Source organism: Prosthecobacter gellanilyticus (assembly GCF_007992435.1).
GTDB classification, from domain to species: Bacteria; Verrucomicrobiota; Verrucomicrobiia; order Verrucomicrobiales; family Verrucomicrobiaceae; genus Prosthecobacter; species Prosthecobacter gellanilyticus.
In genome coordinates this window covers 23,556-43,137 of record NZ_BKAG01000030.1, presented here as the reverse complement: position 1 = coordinate 43,137, position 19,582 = coordinate 23,556, and the positions used below count along the sequence as shown (strand labels likewise).

Below are 19,582 nucleotides of genomic sequence, written 5' to 3'. Positions count from 1 at the left end.
GTCGATCGGAGGAACCGATGACTTATGCGGAGAAGATTGGAAATTGGTTTAGTTATCATCAAGCGGGAAGGTAGATCTTTTCAAGGAAGTCGAAGGATTCTGCATCCTCAGACCGAGTCACTTGTTGTAGAGATGCAGATTCTTCGAACGTCATTGCTCCTTGCGTCACACCTTTGATCTGATCGAGATAGTGCCTAACTGAAGCTTCTGGAAGTTTGAAAACTTGGCCGGGGCTGCCTTCACCAACTGCGACTGCGCCAAAAGATATGGTTCCTTCTTTAGCATGCTCATTGAGCCAAAAATCATTGAGACAATAAGCAAACAGCTCAGTCGAGATAGTCGGCTTGTCTTCTACAGCGAATGAATAGATGGGCTCTCGCTGACCTGTCTTAACGTCAGAACGTTCACCGCATCGTCGCAGCAGCCCTAGTTCGACGAATGGGCTGTCGAGATTGTCTTCTGCAACCTCGCCTTTTCGTCCACGCGTGGGGATATACGTGTTAATGAACACCCGGAGACCATCTTCATTCGTGCGAGCCGAAAGCGTGCGCGACATCCCGGGTAGATTCTTTGTTAAAAAGGCCATGGCCTCGCCCTCTGTAAATTCCGCTCGATGCCAGCGATTGAGCATCTGCACCCACTGGTAAATGGGAGCGGTAGGGTTGGTGGCAATCTTCCAATGCAAAAGCCAAAGCGTAGCCGGATGCTCGAGAAATTGGTCATGTCCGTCATGTCCCAAAAGCTCCTCTCCAAACCGGTTCACGGTATATCCTTTCTGATCGCTAAGAGGCTCAATGATACCCGCAGTCTCCGCCCAGAAGCGAATGGATCGCACCATGTTCTTGCCAACGCCCAGCGACACCATGGCCTCGTCCTCATTACTGAAGAGCTTTGGATTCCGCTTCAGACGGCTGACGGCTTTCGGCAACCAAGCATATCGGCAGACAAACGTCTCGTGTCCGGAGTAGCGGTATGAAGTTGGTTGTATTGGCATTATGGTAAATACAGATTGATCCTCCTCACTATGCACGGGAAAAATGCATTGAAACATCATTTCTCTGATACAATGGGCTTCTCGGGTTAAGCCACCAGGGCCAGGTGCGGTTACCCTCTTGGCTCGATCTACACGACGTTTGCCAAGTGACTACCGGGGGCACTTATCGAAGAGGGATGCCATCCGGTCGATTTCATTCATGTTCAGTTTTGGAGCAGCACCTGGCCTTGGCGGCGTCAGCTCAAATATGGAAGATCACCTTCACATTGGAATGAGGCAGGCGTGGGGCGGCGAGGTGCCGTTTGGTTTGGATGTGGCAGATGCTCGGTATCACACGTACATCATCGGCAAGACGGGCTCCGGGAAGACGACGCTTCTACGCAATCTCATCCTCCAGCTTGTCCAACAGGGGCACGGCGTCGGTCTCATCGATCCCCATGGCGACCTCGCAGAAGATCTACTGCTTCACATTCCGCCCGCGCGGGCAGAGCAGACAGCTTACTTCCGCCCCGGTGATCTCGATCATCCCATCGGTCTCAATTTGCTGTCCCAGACGACGCCCGAGGATCGCCATCTCGTGGCATCTGGGATTGTTAGTGCTTTCAAAGGTCTCTGGCATGAGTCCTGGGGGCCACGCCTCGAATATATCCTCCATAACGCCGTCGCTGCGTTGGCCCACTGTCCCAACACGACTCTTCTGGGAATCAATCGCTTGCTCACCGACCCGGCTTATCGCCGGTGGGTTGTGAATCAGGTGACCGATCCCTTTCTCTGTGACTTCTGGGAGAACGAGTATGAGAGCTGGGACACTCGCTTTATGCGTGAAGCTATCGCCCCGATCCAGAACAAGGTCGGCCAGTTGCTCCTCTCCCCTGTCATCCGAAACATCATCGGCCAGGTGAGCAACAAGGTGAGCATCCCCTTTGTCATGAACGAAGGCCGCATCTTTATCGCCAATCTCTCCAAGGGGGAAATCGGCCACGACAAATCAAATCTGCTCGGCTCCCTGCTCATCACCCAGTTTCAGCTCGCCGCCATGGCCCGCAATCGCCAGCTTGAACATGAGCGCCGCGACTTTTACCTGTTCGTGGATGAATTCCAAAACTTCGCGACTGAGTCTTTTACCTCAATTCTCGCTGAGGCCAGGAAGTATCGGCTCAACCTGACCCTGAGTCACCAATACATCGCCCAGCTCTCCCCCACTGTGAGGGATGCCGTCTTTGGCAACGTGGGCACTCTCGTGGCTTTCCGTGTCGGCTACGCCGATGCGGAACATTTGCATGGAGAGTTTGGTCACGAGTTCCAGCCAAACCAGTTTGTAGATTTGCCCCGCTACCAAACTCTCATCCGAAACCAATCGGCCGATGGCGGAATGCACTTCCAACGCACTCAACTCTCTCCTCCCATAGAAACTCATGAGGGGCGTCGTGAGCGACTGATCAAGCGGTGTCGCGAACGGTTCGCCACGCCACGGCCAGAGGTGGAAGAAAAGCTCACGCGATGGCTAAAGCACAATCCGTGACAGCACCTCCGTTGCGTGAAGTGCTTGCCTTTTGATATGCTCATAAGCGGAACGTTCCGCGGCTCACTTGGCCTGTGGTTGTCAGCCTGAAGTCCACCTCACTAATGAGGCCGGCTTCTCCTGACAATCTCAACCCAGAAGCCTTCATGAGCACCGCAGAGTCTCGCATTGATCCTTACCAAGCAGTCACCAATCTCATCATCGAACATTTGGAGCGAGGTGTCGTTCCCTGGCGCTGTCCCTGGCAGCGCGAAGTCGGTATCCCGCGCAACTTTCACACGGGCAAGACTTACAATGGCGTGAACGTGCTCTTGTTAGGTCTTCGACACATGGCTTCGCCTTACTGGCTGACATTTCGTCAAGCCCAGGAAAGAGGAGGTCATGTGCGCAGAGGCGAACACGGCGCACGCATCATCAAAGTGGGAAACCCGAAGTCTCCCGACGACGAGAACTCAGACCAACCGACGCAACAGCGGCGGAAGTCCAACTACCTCAGGGGATACACTGTCTTCAACGCCACACAAATTGAAGGCATTGAGTTTCCGCCATTACCTAACATCCCACAGCTATGTCCCCATGAACGGATTCAAGCTGCGGAACAGATCGTGTCCGAGATGCAACTCCCGCCCACCATCAAGGAAGGAATGACGACAGCAGCCTGTTACCGAATGACAACAGACACCGTCCACATTCCAGCCCTGGCGGCATTCGAGAGTGCAGAAACCTTCTACAATACTCTCTTTCACGAATTGATTCACGCGAGTGGCCACGCCGATCGCCTGAATCGCGAGAGCCTCATCAAGCATGACGGCTTCGGAGGAAAAGTGTATTCCCAAGAGGAACTGGTGGCGGAGATGGGTGCGGCCTTCCTGTGTATGGAATGCCATATCGTCAATGATTCACACGAGAAGTCCGCAGCCTACCTGCAAAGCTGGCTGGATGTCCTACGCGTCACGGATCACAAGCGTTGGATCATTCAGGCAGCTTCCCACGCCGGCAAAGCCACAGCGTTCATTCTTAACCGGGCAACACGTTCCGATGAGGACGATCACGCAAAGACGGACACTTGAACTGCGAAGCCTCTCCACTAGCTGGAGAGGCTTTTCCTCGGCATCCATCAAAACGGACTCGGCTCTATATGTGGCAAAGATAGGAATAATATTTGTCATCTGCCGCCTAATCTAGCAGCATTTGAGTGATGTCTCTCGATTCCATCGCTCCGAGCTATAGCCGCGCTGAGATTACAACAACTTGGCTGCACGACCGCCCAGCTAAGCGTCATATTCTGGTTTATTGCGTCATTGAGCTTTGTCCGCAAGACCAAGAATTGTCACCGTCGCTATCTACTGAAGGCCACCCGCAGTGGCGGGAATCGCTGCATGATGACTTCACTCTATATGCCAGACGAGAGTGCATTTCAGTCGCAGATGGAATCTCACTCTTCAGAGGATGTAAGAGTGGACAACTGCCTTTTCCCCCACGCCCCCCGATTCATACAATGGGATCGCTGATGCCTTTCATACCTCAAGAAGAACCTATTCTCATCCCTTCGAACTTGTGCGAAAACGCGGGATTGGGTGCGGTTCTTCCAAGGCGTGCTACATCATTATCGCTCCTCTCAAAGTATGACAACACATCGAGACTGCGCTCTTATCTGCCGAAAAGCGTTTCTGATCGCATTGCCGATGCGCTCCAAGAAGTGCTTGGCGTCGACTTTAAGCGCTTCCCCGAGCATTTGGGGGCAGTGCATCTTTGTTTCGGCAATCCTATCGTAAAGCACATCCAGAAGAGTATCGCTACTGATGGACGCACGCTGCTCCTGCGTTGCCATTTGCGTCCAGGCAAGTCAATCAGTGGATGTTCAGTTGAGTTTACCAACCAATGGCCCCCTTTTGGACAAGGATATTGCGTTCGTCACAATCTTCAGTCTGCCTACAGCACGGTTGCGCTGCCAGCAGCGCCATATGAGTTCCGAATGCGATTCTTTGACTCAATGGGGAGGTGTTTGGAGAATGAGCCGGGCGGATACTTCTTCACAGAGTTCCATATGACATCTTCGGTTTTGACACGAACCAAAGTGCCCCATCGCCTTGCAACCGGTGCTTCAAAAGTCCTCGAGATCGAAACCGCAACTCCTCTAGAACCTCCCTCAGATACAATTAAAGTCGCCACCCCTTTGGAATACATGATGACTGCAGTGTGGCAGCGAGAGATCGCCAGCTTGGCTCAAGCAAAGATCTTTCGATATTTTCCAGGCGGGACATCTTCTCGGGCGGATGCACTTCAAGCGTTGCGTGAAGTTGTGGGACGTGCACGCACAAAATGCACGGTCGTGGATCCTTATCTCGAGAGCGATGATGTTGCAACGCTAGTGGCATTCATTGGCTATGCAACCTGCGAACTTCGCTTGCTGTCTTCAAACGAGCAACTGGGTCGCCGTGACGAGAATGACATCACATCAGAATCCCGGTTCATGTCGACACTCCGCAACCTACAGAAACATCTGCCATTCCAGATCAATGCGCGCAAGATGTTAGGCACGGTATCTCATGACAGATTCTTGCAGATTGACGATGAGGTATATGTAGTCGGAAGCTCTTTCAACCATTTCGGCCATCGTCCAACAGTCTTGTTTAGGATCCAGAGGCCTGAGAAGCTCCACCAAGAGATCAATTCCTGGTGGGATCAATCCCCGGCCCTGAGTCCAGATTCTTCTGGCAGGACATTAAGGCTCCTGACGTCCCGGCTCAGCAGATATGGTGGGTCGGCACTCAAGACCTTGTCACAGATTTTGAAGCTGCCATTCACATCAAACCTTGATTCCCCATGAACAGAGACAGTCGACTCTTCCTTTTTCCGGGACGTCACCGGCATATGGAAAAAGCATCCAGCATTGATCAGACTTTAGATGAAGTCCTCAGCGAAGAGGAATGGGCGAATCTTCTCGATCCACTGATTTCGGGACTGCTTGCTTATCATATGGAGGACACTTGCCAGTTTCCCAGCGCAGGCCGGCCTTTCCAGCCTGCGTTTGTTACCAGCTGGGAAGCTACTACAGACGAAGCAGCCGATGAAGATATCAATGCGTCATCCCACAGGGTGTTGAATAAAAGACTGGCCGGGCGCACGGCTGCCATGCTGCCCAAGCGAATTGACGTCTGGTTCAAGCTTGCTGAGGAATTTCGGCGCTCCTCGAATTTTAATACATTTGTTCAGAGCATACCGCTCACGTGCATACAGGATATGCAGGGCGAGCTAGCTCGTTCCGATATGGAGCCGGGGGACTGTTTCGAGCTTGAATACCTAAGAGCACACAGGGGATCCTTGCTACAGCATCTGGAAGCCTCTTCATCCCAGGCGGACGAATGGAACCAGCTCCTCGAGATATGGCGATTTGCTGACCAAAACACCTTGCGACAGGAGCTCTCATTGAGGTCTGAGTGGCTTAGCAGACTGTCTACTCAACAATGGCTGGAATGGGCGACCCATCTGCCGCATGAAGCTGTCACAGCAACAGCGCTACTCCGAATTTATGATCTTGATTTCTTAGAATCAATAGTTTGTCAGAGCCTCATGCTCGAAGACCCGAAAATGCGCCACTTAGTTTTGGCTTTCGCAGTGATGCAAGCTCTGTGGCTTTGGGAGGAGATCACAGACAGCCTATCGAAAATGTCGGTCGCGGAATATGGTCTTAGCGTAGACGAATCTCAATATTATAAATTGCAGCTGGAGCAATGGCTCGGAACAGAGCTTCCAAGGCGAGTTAATGTGATTATTGACCACCTATTCTCGTCGGAGGCCGGATTGCCAATCGCGGTTCTCTTCCTCAGAAATCACAGCGTATACGTTGGGCCGCAAGGCCGCGAGGACAGCTCCCGTTCTCTATTCCATGAAGGGTTGTTGAATCAATTTGTTGTCCGCAAAATCGACCCAGCCTCTCAGGAAGCCCCAGGTCCCGAAACACACACCAGCCTCCTTGCCAGAGCTAGATTCGCCATTCGATTATCCTCCCAGCAGGACTTGGAATCGGCATTCTCCGCCTACAGTGAGTGGCTTCATAACTCCAACTATATCTGGCACGAACAGCTTCTAGGGCAAGACAAGGCTCTGGTTGAGGCTCTGAGCCAAGTTCTCGCACAGCTAGGCAACGCAGAGGTGATAGCACACGAGTTGCTCAACTCTCTAAAGGTCGCCGCACAGGGCTGGAAGTTTGACCTGGGGAGCTGGCTCGCTTCCCTCCCGGCCTTAACACATGGAATCATGGTAATCGCGCTCGCTGCAGCGTGCGTTCACCAAAATGGCGGGCCATCTTCAAGGACTCAAAGTTTAATGCAGACCGCGTGGGCAGCTTTGGACAGTCTCCTGAATTCTGCGCCAGATGAATTGCAGCCAGCAAAAATCACCACCCCGGTGACCTATGTCTGGGCAAGCACCGCTGCCGTCCGCAGCACATATTCTCATAACGTTGAAGCCAGTCTTTCGGCGATTGATGATCCAGCATTGCTCATCCTGGCAGCTCGGAATTTCCGCCTCAACGGCGGCGAACTGTCTCCAGATGCAAGGCACGTCATACGAACAAAATTTGACGAGCAAAAGCCTCTGCTGGCTCTTTCGCGAAAACATTCTTCAGCCGAGCTAACCCAGCTATCAAAGGAAGTTGACGATCTATGCACTGATGCGCCCAACAGCCTGCCTGATTGAGTCTATCTTGTGTATAATGGGCTAATGCAAAGGTCGCAGCACCGACTTCCACGCTTTAGACGAGATCCGGAGAGTGCCGGCGCACTCCAGCTTACCAAGAGGGACATCGATCTCCTCTGCCATGCTGCCGAGCATCGCTTTATTACTTCGGACTGGCTAGTGAAGCTCGCGGGCGGCAGTAGCCAGCAAATACTTCGGCGCCTCAACTTGCTCTATCACCACGGATATCTAGACCGCCCCCGCTCGCAGCTTGACTATTATCATGAAGGAGGTTCCCGACGCCTTGTCTACGCTCTGGCGTCACGAGGAGCCGGCCGACTTCGGCGAGACTTGGACATGCCCTTCAACCGCATGAGCTGGGTGTCCAGCAAGTCACAGGTCGGACGCGTCTATTTAAAACATGCCGTCATGATAAGCTCATTTATGTCTGCTTTGGAAGTCGAGTGCTCCAAACGCAGCAATGTGCGACTGATCTACGGAAGCCATTCCTTCTCCGCCGAAGGCGGCCAAGGCAGGCCGCGAGCACCTCAATGGTGTGTAGACCTTCCAGGAAGAAGAAGAGTCAGTGTTGTGCCGGATAAAATTTTCTCGATCGAGATCCAAATGCCCGACGGAAAATTAAAGAAGCTGCACTATCTTCTTGAGGCGGATATGGGAACTATGCCAATCAATCGGAATGGCATGGCTCAAAGCTCCATTCTGCGAAAGGCGACTGCATATGGCACACTGACAAATAATCAATTTGCTACGTATTTCGGTAGCCACGACAGACCAGCTATTGTGATAGTGACGAATGGAAAGATGCGCGCACGGCATATCGCAAGTTCTCTCGGCTCAAAATTCAGAACCCGTTTGCTCGTCACTGATCATGATGCGCGGGAGTCGTCATCTGACTGGTTGGGATTGCTTTTGCCAAGCTCACTCCTCGGCCCATCCGAGTCCAATCTAAACAGCCGCCACAGTCCATAGCAAGACACAATGAGAAGGGTCGCAACTAACAGGATATTCACTTTAGGAGATGCCTGGAACACCAGAACTTTGCTCGCGACGCCAATGGAGGCAGCAGCAACTGTCCTGGGCAGCATTCCCGCAAAGCTCCACCAACCGTATTTGAGATAACCTACGGGAACCAAGGTAAGAACAACGTTTGTGGTGGCAAACGGCAAGACAGGTGAAAGTCGACACAAAAAGACGAACATACCAGCGCCCCTCCGGGCGCGCGCCGCAAGTTTTTGTGTCAGATGCCATCTGGACAAAAATAGCCGACCATCTTCCTTCAAAAGAGACGACAGCAGGGCCTTTGCCAAAAGTGCAGCTGACAAGTTTGCAGCCATCGCATAGCCGAAGCCAGGCCAACCGAATGCATACCCCAAGACAACTGAAACCCATGCTGTCGGGAGTAGACCGGCGGCCATAATTAGAACGATCGTAGCACCTAGGAGCCAGATTTCCCAGAACCCTGCATTCAGCAAACGGTCATGACTCATCAATACTAGGGGCGTCAGCAACGAAGCCCCGATGGGGGGTAGCAACGGTGTTGCGCATACATACGCAATCTTGGCGCTAGGTACTCGACCAACAGGCTTATGAAGCGGGCTATTCTCCATTCTTCAAAGTGAGAAGGAAGATTGTTTTATGATAGCCAGTGCGATCTAGCGCAAGCAACTGAGCAGATTCATCTTTCTCCAGAAACCACCCGGCTGACTCAAAAAGCTGGACTAGCGAGGAGGTGGCTCTTTCATACCTCGAATAGATTAACACTTTTGCGTGCGGAAGAGCGATGTTACCAACCTGGCAGAGCACAAGATGCAACTCATCCTCAGTTAACCAGTCAATAACATTACAGAGCGAGAAAGCACTAAATCTACCTTCTGCATTTAACCGACCAATCTCTCGAAGGTCATATTGAAGAAACTCGACCGAACCAGAGAGATCCGCATGATTCACCGCGAGGTATGGGGGTCTCAAAGCAGCTATAAAGCTCCCAGTTAGCATTGGGCCTAACACAGGATTGCTTCCAATTGGCTGGTGTCCAGCGATCTCAACCAACTTACGAAGACAAAACTGACGTGGACTTTCTGAATGAGAAAGAGTGCGCCATCCATGATCTGGATAGAACCAGGCCAAGACCTTCGGATTAAGCAGGAGGGCTAGCACAACTTTGAATCGCCAAAGCTTGAAGCAGTCACTCACAAAATTATCGATGTCCTTGTTACCACAAAGTGCTAACAAGCGCTCAAACCTAACTCTGCCCAGCGCAAGCCGAAGACACCTTCCGACAATCAGGAAATAACGCGCCAAAGAGCCACACCAAAGAGCCCCCTTCCCAAGGTTTGACGATGTGTGCCAAAAGTCACGTTCACTCTCTGGAATATGACTCCTAATTTCGTTAAATGACGCCAAAGGAGAGCCCTCACCAATGCCGAGAAGATCAGCAAAATGCGCAGCCGGCAAGCGCCTCATGCCTTCATATTTCAGGCGCGCTAGGGCCAACTGACCAGGGTGAGAATCCACAGCCACGACATTTCGTGCGCCAAAGCTTAAAAGATTTAGAGCCGTTTCGCCTCCTGAGCAGATGCACAAGACACGCCCAAGATGCCCATCACCAAAAGCCTCTCTTAGAACGAGATAGTCCTCGGTCGCGTATGAAAAGACGGGGCGTTCCATTTTCATTTGGGGGTAATAAAGTCCATCAGCGCCGCGCTGACCTGGTCGGGCTGTGTGTATGTCGGAAAGTGATCTCCTCCACGAAGCACTACGAGATGAGCGCCCATCGCTTCTGCAAATCTGCGACTCTGCTCTATAGATGAGACCTTATCGGAATCCCCTCCGATGACCAAGGTCGAGCACGGTGCTTTATGCTTTAGCGGCGAATGCTTCTTTATGCACGGTAAGCAAGCATCTTTGAAAATGCGCACGAGATCTGGAATTGTAGCTGCGCGTGCCTCTACAAAACGTGGAGGTATGGCAACACCTCCCATGAGTGATCCCAGGCACCGAAGCAACACTCGGCGTATGGGCAGTCGTTCAAATGGAAATCTGTAGAGCAGATCTAAGCCTAAATTGATCGGAAACTTGAAGATGTAGCGATCGGGCACGGCAATGAATGCCGCGGATTTCACAATAGCTGGACGCGACTCAAGAAGGCTACATATCACCGCGGAGCTATCGCTCCAGGCTACTAAATGAACCGGATGACTACTGACTGCCTCAAGGATTGATGCCAAATCATTAGCCCGGTGTTCGGGCGTGGTCATTCCAACAGACTTTAGGGCAGGCGAATAAGTGTAAGCTGAATACCTCTCAGACAGACTCTTCATCACTGGCGTATACAAAAAGTTTAATTCATGGAGCATAGGAATGAAGATGACTGGCTCCCCATTCCCAATCTTTGTAATACGATGAGAGACGCCGCCTTGGCCAATAACAGTCACTTCATGCTCGGCAAGAAATGACGTGTCAGCATCGGCAGAGTCACAGAATTTCTTTAAATCGGAAAAGCGTTGAGTCATGTTCACTCATTTAGAATTGTATAACCGCCGCTCCAGCAGAGAAGCCTAGGCCAAAGCTGAGTAGTAAGACCTTCTTTCCGTCGGCGATCAATCCCGACTCTTTCGCCGTGCTTAGCCCCACCAAGAGACTCGCAGGCCCGAGATTGCCCATCCACGCACCTGGACGAGGAACTTTGTCGAGAGGGATTCCAAGTCGAGGCAATCCGATATCTAACATCTTCACGTTCGGCTGGTGACTCACAACAAGGTCACAGTCATTGATCGAACACGTAGCTTCATCCAAGGTTCGTCCAAGGACTCCATTCAGCACACGTAGCGCAACTCGAGCAAGTTCTTGTCCCTTCATTTGATAGTGGCCAAAGGTGACGCTAACGCCGTTTTTCTCGGCGCGACTTGAGAGCATTGGCGACACCCCAAGCTTCCAATGTTCAGAATGTGTCTCCCAAGTTAGTCCGTGCAATCCATACGGGCTATTTGCCTTTGCTGGTTCTGCAATGAGTGCGCCCGCTCCGCAGCCGAACAGACCAGAGGTTTGGTTATCGGCCGGATCTATCAACGCAGTGAAATCAACTGAGGCTGAGATAATGGCACGTGAACATAGGCCAGCGTTGAACATCAGCGCTGCGATTTCCAGCGCATTGATCGGCTCGGCGCAAACACCATCGATGCTCAAGCAACGAACGCGCTTCAGGCCAAGGGAGCCTGCAAGCACGATCGATGCGGGCGGAGTCAGATGTGTAATGCCGTTCTGAATGTGAAGAAGCACTGTCTCCGCGCCCAATTCTCCGATAGATATACCGGCCTGATCGAGGGCATTGCGGACTGCGCCTTGTGCCATCGTCAACACATCTTCGTCGGCGCTACACAATCGCCGCTCCCGGATTCCCGTCCTCTCAAATAGCCAAGATGAAGGCAGTCCTAATGATCGTGATGTCTCGTCATTGCTAACTAGCCTGCTACCAATCCGATGTCCAAATCCGCGGATCGAGAGAGATGACTTCATAGAATGATTAAGTGTTTATTGTTTCCTATTCAACATTCATAAAGAGCTCTCCAAATCGTCTCTTCATTGGGCCTGCCTTATTGAAAGCCGAAAGCGCCATCGTCGTGATCGTGATCCAGTTGGGCGCCCACTCCCCAATCACGCCTAGCAAGTGTGTTCTTCTCTGTATGCTAAGCACCTGCTTGCGACGCTCATAATGGTAGGCGGCGAGGTGGCGTTCGGCCGCAGCCGGGTCGGCTCTTGCCTTCTCCAGCGCTGCCGCCAAGTGTTCAGCATCAACAAACCCCATGTTCATTCCTTGCCCGCCAGTTGGATGTACGGTATGAGCGGCGTCCCCCACTACGGCCGCCCCTGGGGTGACAAACTTGTGCGCCAACTGTCGCGCCAATTTATAGTAGTGGCCTTCGTGAATCGTAAGGTCAGTTCGGGGAAAGCCTGGAAACCTCTTTCTTATCTCGTTACCTAGCTTCGCGGGATCTCTATATGCAGACAGTTCGGTGCTGTTCGCAACCTGAAAGCCGATCCGCAGCTTTCCAGCGGGCAGTGGCACCATAATCATAAAACCCTCCCTGGACAGGCAATAGCATCCAGAGCTTGGAACTCCTGGCACGCCATCAATCAAAAGATTGTAGAAATGCCGCTTGTATGTGTGCAGCCGTTTGACCTCAAACAAATTTTTTCCAAATGCACCTCCCGCTCCAGTGGCGAGGACAGAGAAGGTCGCGTGATATTCCGCTCCGTGGCTGTCGACGACACCATGCACCCGGCCATTGCGTGCAAGCCAGCTCTGTGCAGTTACCCCTCTTTGGATATCCACAAGTCCTGTGTTCGTGGCTGCTCTTTCCAGAGCCATCTCAATCTCAGGATGTCTCATTATTGTTAGGCCGGCCTCACACCCGAGATCCTTGGCAAAATCGAAAGAAAATAACCTTTGGCCACGAGGCCCCAGGATATGGAAGTCTGGAACATTCAGCACTTCGCTTTTCTCGTGAGGTAGGACGCGCCATTTTTGTAGAAGTCTTAAAGCGCCTTCATGAATTACATCCCCACGGTCAATTGTCCCCGGTTGACCAGACTTCTCTAACACTCGTGAGGGTATTCCCCGGCACGCAAGAGCAAGAGCTGTTGCCAATCCTACAACTCCTCCTCCTATTATTAGCACGCGATCGTTCATGACTGAGAGTGCGTGTTCATGATGATTCCCCGAGTTCCGTCCACAACATACACTTCCCCTTCCACGAGTGTCGAAGTGCCGCACTTTGTGTTTAGCACGGCAGGAATCCCAAACTCACGAGCGACGATCGAGGCATGTGAAAGAGGTCCGCCGAGATCTGCCACAACAGCCGAAGCTCTACCAAAGAGTGTAGTCCAAGACGGGTTGCTGGCCACGCAAACCAGAACATCACCTTCCTTTACCTTTTCGAAGTCACTGTCATCCATAACGATCACCGCCTTACCCGAAGCCATCCCGGGACTGGCAGGAAGCCCTGTCAAGATTGCAAAACCCTTGCCTTTGGCTTGCGTTTGAAGTTTGACTGGTAGTCGCCAATTATGGATTGTCGCGGGTCTCGCAAATTGGCGCTTCATTATGGCGGCCTGGAGTTCTGAGAGGCTACCCTGAGTGTTCGCCATCAGGGCAGCGAAAGCTTCTGACGGTTCAAGGAATTTTACATCCGAGGCCACAGAAAGGGCTCCGCGCTCTTTCAATCTTCGTCCGACTTCATTCATGACAGCCCGCAGTGGCACTGTCGCATCTTCGTAGGCTCTGATAACGGTGTCTCTTTCTACGACCATCTCTTTCACTTTTGGAACGAGCAACCACACAAGGCGTGTCAGGGCATTCCGTGGAAGCTGTTGCGGACTGTTGCGGGCGGGCTTCTCTCTACCGTTGTCGACAGGGGCATGAATCGCTTTGGCTACATGAACAGGATGGTCATACCAAGCCTTACTCGTTGGCATTGGTATCATGTCGAAAGTTCGACTGCCGTATTTTGATAGAAATTCCTCAAAATGCACCCGGATAGATTCGTTTGGAAAGCTTATTGTATCATTTTCATGCTCATGAAGATTTTTCACCAAATCTTGCGGCGCACTAGATACCAGCATCTCCCTCAAGAGGTCTAGCTCTCGCCTCATTTTCATTGTCGGAAGATCTGCATTCGCGATCAAACCAGAGTATGTTTCTCCCCACTTATCGCCTTTGATGAGCTTTAGAATTGTTTGGAGTGCCGCAATGGCTATCCACCCAGACCAAAAGTATTTATCACGGGCGGTGAATACCCCATCCCTAACTTTCTCTGCTTGCGCGAAAACTTCCTTCAGTTGCTCAGAGTCAAAAGCTTGTAAATTGGAAGGCATCGTCCGCAATTGATGAGCCAACCTTGGAAGATAACACCTTTCGAAGAGGGCAGGAGACACTTCGATCTCGCCAGCCAGTTTGCGCAAGAATTTAAAAAATTTGGGAATGCTCGCTAATGCTAATTTCGGCAGCGCCACCCGTGGATGAATTGCGCCGCTCTCAGCTCGCGAAAAACATGCGTCCCCGTCCGGCAGTTGTAGTCCGCTCTCTTCAAGCTTGCCCAAAGTGGCATCCACGAGACTCACAAGAGAACCTCGATCAAATGGATACATCGGAGCCGGAAAATACTCTAGCAGCAATGAAAGCAGCTTATCCCGCAGGGAGTGAGCGAGGCCATTCCGATTCATCCATCTGGCTCGCTTGGCATTGACGGTAATCGGCCGAGCTTGGACGACGCGAACTCTTCCCTGATTACTCACCCATTCCACATCCATTGGCCTGCCAAATTTGGCCTCTATAAGCATACCCAGCTTTGCGATCTCGCTGATCTCTTCATCACTGATGCTGCGACCCGTAGCCCGAGTTCTCTCGGCATCACGCTCTCCTACTGCTTCTTTGCCGGAAACCTCAGATTGTTGGCCCGTCGTCGCTATGCACTGCTGCGTTATCTTCCGCGACTTCTTCGATACAATGATCTCGTCCGGCGTGATCAGTCCCCCCACCAATGATTCACCGATACCGTAAGTTGAATTGATGACTAGCTCTCGGCTATCTCCATTTACGGGATTCTGGGTAAATATGACGCCCGCGCTGGTCGAAGGAAGATATTCATGGATTAGAACGGCCATCGCCACTTGAAGATTCGGCGTGCTGTTCTTAGCGCGATATGCAATCGCACGAGGCGTCCATAACGATGACCAGCATTGCACAACCGCATGCGTAAGATCGGTAATTGTGCAGATGTTCAGAAAGCTATCATGCAGCCCTGCAAACGAAGCCTCGGCTAGATCTTCCGAGTTTGCTGATGATCGTGCGACTACAGGGCCGTTGATCTCAGAAAGTCCTGCGCCGATCCTTTCTTCAAGTGAGGGCGAGATCCGACCTTGAGTAAAAAGGGCACGAATTTGATCCGATCCTCTCGCCAACACGGAAGCCCCCAACGATGAAAGTTCGCCGAGAATACTGCCAATCTTAAATTCCAGGCCGTTTTCAATCAGGAACTCCCGGTAGCACACAGTGGAGAGAACAAAGCCGCGCGGAATTTCGACGCCGATTCGCCTTAACTTGAACAAGTTGAAAGCTTTTCCGCCGACTATGCCGCCGTGGAGGCTGCCCTCAGCATCGAGAGGGATAATACGCTCGTCACTAGAACTATGATTCCGACTGAATGACATGCAATTATAAGCCAATAACCTATGATCACAAACATGTCACTTAGATTTTAAGTTTGTTATCGTGCTCTTTTGTCACGTTTTCCACGCCAATTAATACCCAAGTCCAACCACAAACTGGCAATAACTAATGAACTAATTATTAATCCTAAAATAACTGTCCCCCATATTTGCGTGGATGTAATTCCCGCAAGCGTTATGGCATGATGCATCATCCAGCCCGTGGCAGGCAACACCACGCACACTCCGGATAGTATGCCTGGCGAATACTCTCTGAACCAAAATGTGGCTGCGATATGAAACAGAGCATTCGAGCCAATTACCCATTGGAATGTAAAGGCGGCGAGTATCCAGAGTGAGGGTGCTACAGCGTCTGATGCTTGCCATGAAACTATAACGAAAAGCCCCACCAAAACAATGTGCGAGTAGATATACCAAGGGCGACTTGTCCGGCCAAAGTGCCGCGAGGCCCACGCTGGAAATAGACCAAACTCCTCAAATACATGAGCCAAAAAGGCCAGTGTCGGTAGCCAGTAAAGGTCGAAGGCGATCATGACGACGATCCTATCACGGCATTGCGAAAAAGTCACTCTGCCCTGTTAGCCACCCTTGCCGAGATAGTCGTGTAGAGCCCACAAATGCTGATCTGCGTCAAGTGCCGTAAACCCGGACAGCTTGATACCATGAGCCGTGGAGGTGTTTGCATCCCGCAAACTTCTCGCAAACACCAAACACAGCTCATTATCACATGCCCAGACCCTTTATAGATTTTGGGGCAGTCAAAGCGGCGGTTTCGTTTCAGCAGGTGCTCGCTCATTATGGCTTCACCAACCAGATGAAGAGCACTCGAAACGGTGACGGTCTCGAAGGATCTTGCCCTATTCATCCCGGCACCGGGAAGGACATCTTCAAAGTAACATTGTCCAAAAACTGCTGGTTCTGTCACAACTCTGCCTGCAAATGCGGCGGCAACCATCTCGACTTCGTGTCAAAGATGGAAGGCTGCGATGCGCATGAAGCAGCATTGAAACTGGATCAGTGGTTCAACCTCGGGCTCGCTGGCAAGTCTGATTCATCTCAGCCGCGCCAGCAGCAATCGCCAACGCAGAATCAAAGATGGAGTTCACCGCCTGCACATGGCGATAGCGCCCACTCTGCTCAATCGTCAGAACTTCCAGTGGACTCTGAGGAACCTGCCGACAACACCCCTCTCAGCTTTAAGCTGGAGAATCTGAAAACGGATCACGGCTATCTCGCCGAGCGAGGGCTCACACCGGAGACGGTGGCAGAGTTTGGACTCGGCTTTTGCGCCAGAGGAACAATGTCCGGTCGCATTGTCATCCCGATTAACAACAAGGATGGTGAACTGGTCGGATATGCAGGGCGTTGGCCAGGTCAACCGCCTGAGGAACGTCCGAAATACAAGTTGCCTGCTGGATTCCGAAAAAGCGCGGAGGTGTTCAACCTTGACCGAGCTTCAACGGAGGAAAAGGGGCTTCCCCTCATTGTCGTCGAAGGATTCTTCGATGTTATCAAACTTTGGCAGCTCGGATTCCGACGTGTCGTCTCGATCATGGGGTGTTCGCTTTCCTCTCAACAGGAAGCTGCTCTCGTGGAAGCCTCACAAGGACGCTCAGGCATCATTTTGATGTTTGATGAGGACGAAGCTGGCCGTGTGGGTCGAGAGAAAGCTCTCGTGCGTCTCGCTCGTCGCCTTTTTGTTCGGATTGCTCCCCTCCCCCAAGAGGGAGCGCAACCCGATCATCTGACCGAAAGCGAACTCCATGCTCTGCTGGATTGAGAATTCATGACTGACACCACGCACCATGTTTATCCTCTATCCGCAGGCCGCGCTCTTCCCGCTCGGTCAATTGTTCGCCACACCTGGTGTTCTTGTCGAAGTAACAGAGGTTGAGATTTCCCTAGCCCTTGCTCGTCATGCAATGGCTGACTGGGGCGATCTTGACCAGGAAGACATCGACGAAAACAATCGTGCCCTGAAGGAAGGAAGCAGACTCCTTTCCGCCTATCATTCCTCAAGTCGCGTTAAATTCTGGATCATCACCGAATGGGATCGCTCTGTGACAACGGTGCTTCTCCCCTCGGAATACTGATCTTGGCGTCCCTTACCCGGGCACCCTTGACCCCGCCTGGTCTTATCCAGGCGGGGTTAATCTATGTGGCTAACGCAACCAGATAGTATTAACCAATGAACGCGATATCGGGGCGGAATAGGGGCAGACCCCTACAAAATAAAGTTTGAACAAAGTCTGTCTGCCAGCATCTTAGCTTCCGTCATGTTCCCGCTCATGAGCCGTATCCTCCGCACCCTGGCCATTCTGGCCATCGTGTGTGCGCAGGTATTCGGTGTCCAGCGGGGCTATAGCTGTGACCATGGGGATGCAGTGGTCGAGACCGATGCAGAGCATTGCCATCGCGTCGTGACCGACAATCATGAGGATGAGGTGCCTTGTAGCGGAGGTTCGTCCAAGGATTGTGAGGATCAGGGAGAGAAAGCTCCTCATGCCCCGGTGAGCGTGGATTTGCAGGCTTCTCCTGCGAGTTTGGCGTCTTTAGCGGCACCGTCCTATGTGGCCGTTCAGGTCGAGGACTTTTCAGTTTACGACTGGATCGTCCCGCAGGTTTTGACGGTTTCTCATTTCACTACACCTCCTTTTGATACCGGTGGTGATAGTCTGCCATCTGCCGCCGTGCAGGTGGTTCGTTGCATGGTGATTTTGGTTTGAGGCAAACGACGCGCCGCCGTCCACGATTGACGGCCAGGGCGCACTTTTAACGCATTCGCTGCCATGGGCTAGGCATGTCCACGCCCGCTAACCCAAAATCCACCCCTCTCATGCTTCGTCACACCTTTTTACTCATACCTCTACTGCTTGCGGCCGCCTCGTCGGCATCTGCCCTGACCCTCAACCTTGCCGAGATCGGGCCACGCCTTCGCACCTCGCACCCATCCCTCAAAGCCGCCCGCATGGTCGTGGAGGAAGCCCGCGCCCGCCAGCTCGGCGCCGGACGGCTCTCAAATCCCTCAGTGGGTTTAGACACGCGAAATGAAACCTACCTTTCCCCGGGCCAAGTCATCCTATCGCTCGACCAGTCATTCCCCCTCACAAAGCGCTTGCGGCTGGAGAAGCAGTTCACCGGGCAACTCGTTACTGCGGCAGAGCTGGAGGTGAAGGACGCCGAGCGTCGTCTGATCTCTGAGGCTCAGACCTTGGCGGTGCAGATCCTCGCCATCGAGCAGCAGCGCAGTCTGCGTCAGCAACAAACGGCGCTTGCGGCAAAGCTCTCCGAGTTCGTTGCCGGACGCGCGAAGGCGGGTGAACTTTCCGCACTAGATGCTGCCCAGGCCCAGGTGGACGCGCAGCGCCTCATTGTGGAGGCACGCAAGTTAGAGGGCGAAAGCCGCAGCCTGTTGGGCGCGCTCAAGCCCATGCTGAACCTTGATCCCGACGATACCCTTTCGATCTCCGGCACACTCCCTGACATGGGCGTGCCAGGCAAAGGGGCGAACTGGATGATTCGCGCAGACTATCAGCTCGCAGAGGCCAAACTCATTGCCTCTCAAACCGACATCGGCCTCGCCAAAGCCAACAAGTGGGAGGACGTAAGAGCTGGCATCTTTGCCGGGCCGGAGTATCAGAATGCAACAGGCTTTGATCGGCGAACTAATGGCGTGATTGGCTTTCGCTTCTCGATCCCGCTGCCGTTCTGGAACAAAAACCAGGGGCAAGTAGCCGAGAAGACTGCCGCCGCAGAGCGTGTGCGTCTTGAGCAGGCAGCTCTTGGCAAGCAGATCCGCAGCGACGTGGAGAATGCTCGGAAAGACATGCAGACTAGCTATGATCTCGCGCACGAGACCCGAGACAAGCTGCTGCCGCTGGTCATCGAGCAAACGGGCAAGCTGGAGAAAGCCTATGAGAATGGTCAGGCCGACCTCCTCACCGTTCTCCGCGCCCGTGAGCAGCGCTTGCAGCTTGAAGCCGCGGCGCTGGATGCCGTGCGCGATTTTCACCTAGCCCGCATCCGCTACGAGACCGCCACCGGCAAGCACGCGCCTGCCATCCCGCCTGCTGCTACTGCGCCGGCAAAACCTGCCATCCGCTCGTCCCCGCGCCCCTAACTGATTCCCCCGATTGAAT

The 19,582-nt window shown here is 52.7% G+C and carries 17 protein-coding genes; 9 read left to right on the top strand and 8 right to left on the bottom strand.

The window, feature by feature from the left end; all coding sequences use genetic code 11:
* Positions 1–58: 58 nt before the first annotated feature.
* Positions 59–994 (bottom strand): DUF4007 family protein, encoded by a 936-nt coding sequence (locus BGE01nite_RS18625; protein WP_281292064.1) that lies wholly within the window; start codon positions 992–994, stop codon positions 59–61.
* Between the two features lie 199 nt (positions 995–1,193).
* Here BGE01nite_RS18625 and BGE01nite_RS18620 point away from each other — a divergent pair, with 199 nt between their 5' ends.
* The 5 genes from BGE01nite_RS18620 to BGE01nite_RS18600 all read left to right on the top strand — a co-directional run bounded on the left by BGE01nite_RS18620 (position 1,194) and on the right by BGE01nite_RS18600 (position 8,186).
* The gene (locus BGE01nite_RS18620) at positions 1,194–2,516 is read left to right on the top strand and encodes a type IV secretory system conjugative DNA transfer family protein (protein WP_146852412.1); all 1,323 of its coding nucleotides are present in this window, start codon (positions 1,194–1,196) and stop codon (positions 2,514–2,516) included.
* A gap of 146 nt (positions 2,517–2,662) precedes the next feature.
* Positions 2,663–3,586 carry an ArdC family protein gene (locus BGE01nite_RS18615; protein WP_170266883.1) on the top strand — a complete coding sequence of 308 codons (924 nt, stop codon included), beginning with the start codon at positions 2,663–2,665 and terminating at the stop codon, positions 3,584–3,586.
* A gap of 128 nt (positions 3,587–3,714) precedes the next feature.
* Positions 3,715–5,346, top strand: coding sequence for a VPA1262 family N-terminal domain-containing protein (locus BGE01nite_RS18610; RefSeq protein WP_146852408.1), 1,632 nt, complete (start codon positions 3,715–3,717; stop codon positions 5,344–5,346).
* Between the two features lie 44 nt (positions 5,347–5,390).
* The gene (locus tag BGE01nite_RS18605; RefSeq protein WP_146852406.1) at positions 5,391–7,217 is read left to right on the top strand and encodes a hypothetical protein; all 1,827 of its coding nucleotides are present in this window, start codon (positions 5,391–5,393) and stop codon (positions 7,215–7,217) included.
* 24 nt (positions 7,218–7,241) lie between these two features.
* A complete protein-coding gene (locus BGE01nite_RS18600; protein ID WP_146852404.1) occupies positions 7,242–8,186 on the top strand; it encodes a replication-relaxation family protein in 945 nt (314 codons plus the stop codon).
* Here the strand turns inward: BGE01nite_RS18600 and BGE01nite_RS29920 are convergent.
* The 7 genes from BGE01nite_RS29920 to BGE01nite_RS18565 all read right to left on the bottom strand — a co-directional run bounded on the left by BGE01nite_RS29920 (position 8,084) and on the right by BGE01nite_RS18565 (position 15,976).
* Positions 8,084–8,632, bottom strand: a complete 549-nt coding sequence (locus BGE01nite_RS29920; protein ID WP_425485705.1) for a VTT domain-containing protein — start codon at positions 8,630–8,632, stop codon at positions 8,084–8,086. The genes BGE01nite_RS18600 and BGE01nite_RS29920 overlap by 103 nt on opposite strands.
* 181 nt (positions 8,633–8,813) lie before the next feature.
* The gene (locus tag BGE01nite_RS18590) at positions 8,814–9,884 is read right to left on the bottom strand and encodes a DUF3419 family protein (RefSeq protein WP_170266880.1); all 1,071 of its coding nucleotides are present in this window, start codon (positions 9,882–9,884) and stop codon (positions 8,814–8,816) included.
* Positions 9,885–9,886: 2 nt separating this feature from the next.
* Entirely contained in the window at positions 9,887–10,729 is an 843-nt protein-coding gene (locus BGE01nite_RS18585) for an alpha/beta fold hydrolase (RefSeq protein ID WP_146852398.1), read from the bottom strand.
* Positions 10,730–10,739: 10 nt separating this feature from the next.
* Positions 10,740–11,732, bottom strand: coding sequence for a 3-oxoacyl-ACP synthase III family protein (locus BGE01nite_RS18580; protein ID WP_146852396.1), 993 nt, complete (start codon positions 11,730–11,732; stop codon positions 10,740–10,742).
* Positions 11,733–11,757: 25 nt separating this feature from the next.
* On the bottom strand, positions 11,758–12,906 hold the full coding sequence (locus BGE01nite_RS18575; protein ID WP_146852394.1) for an FAD-dependent oxidoreductase: 1,149 nt from the start codon (positions 12,904–12,906) through the stop codon (positions 11,758–11,760).
* The gene (locus BGE01nite_RS18570) at positions 12,903–15,425 is read right to left on the bottom strand and encodes a PEP/pyruvate-binding domain-containing protein (protein WP_146852392.1); all 2,523 of its coding nucleotides are present in this window, start codon (positions 15,423–15,425) and stop codon (positions 12,903–12,905) included. Before BGE01nite_RS18570 ends, BGE01nite_RS18575 begins: the two co-directional genes overlap by 4 nt.
* Positions 15,426–15,481: 56 nt before the next feature.
* Complete coding sequence (locus BGE01nite_RS18565; protein ID WP_146852390.1) at positions 15,482–15,976, bottom strand: HXXEE domain-containing protein; 495 nt, start codon at positions 15,974–15,976, stop codon at positions 15,482–15,484.
* 194 nt (positions 15,977–16,170) lie between these two features.
* Between BGE01nite_RS18565 and BGE01nite_RS18560 the strand changes: the two genes are divergently transcribed.
* The 4 genes from BGE01nite_RS18560 to BGE01nite_RS18545 all read left to right on the top strand — a co-directional run bounded on the left by BGE01nite_RS18560 (position 16,171) and on the right by BGE01nite_RS18545 (position 19,563).
* Positions 16,171–17,223, top strand: coding sequence for a toprim domain-containing protein (locus tag BGE01nite_RS18560; protein WP_146852388.1), 1,053 nt, complete (start codon positions 16,171–16,173; stop codon positions 17,221–17,223).
* 25 nt (positions 17,224–17,248) lie between these two features.
* A complete protein-coding gene (locus BGE01nite_RS18555) occupies positions 17,249–17,536 on the top strand; it encodes a hypothetical protein (protein WP_146852386.1) in 288 nt (95 codons plus the stop codon).
* A gap of 195 nt (positions 17,537–17,731) precedes the next feature.
* Positions 17,732–18,169 carry a hypothetical protein gene (locus tag BGE01nite_RS18550; RefSeq protein WP_146852384.1) on the top strand — a complete coding sequence of 146 codons (438 nt, stop codon included), beginning with the start codon at positions 17,732–17,734 and terminating at the stop codon, positions 18,167–18,169.
* A gap of 110 nt (positions 18,170–18,279) precedes the next feature.
* Positions 18,280–19,563 carry a TolC family protein gene (locus BGE01nite_RS18545; RefSeq protein ID WP_170266879.1) on the top strand — a complete coding sequence of 428 codons (1,284 nt, stop codon included), beginning with the start codon at positions 18,280–18,282 and terminating at the stop codon, positions 19,561–19,563.
* Positions 19,564–19,582: the final 19 nt, after the last annotated feature.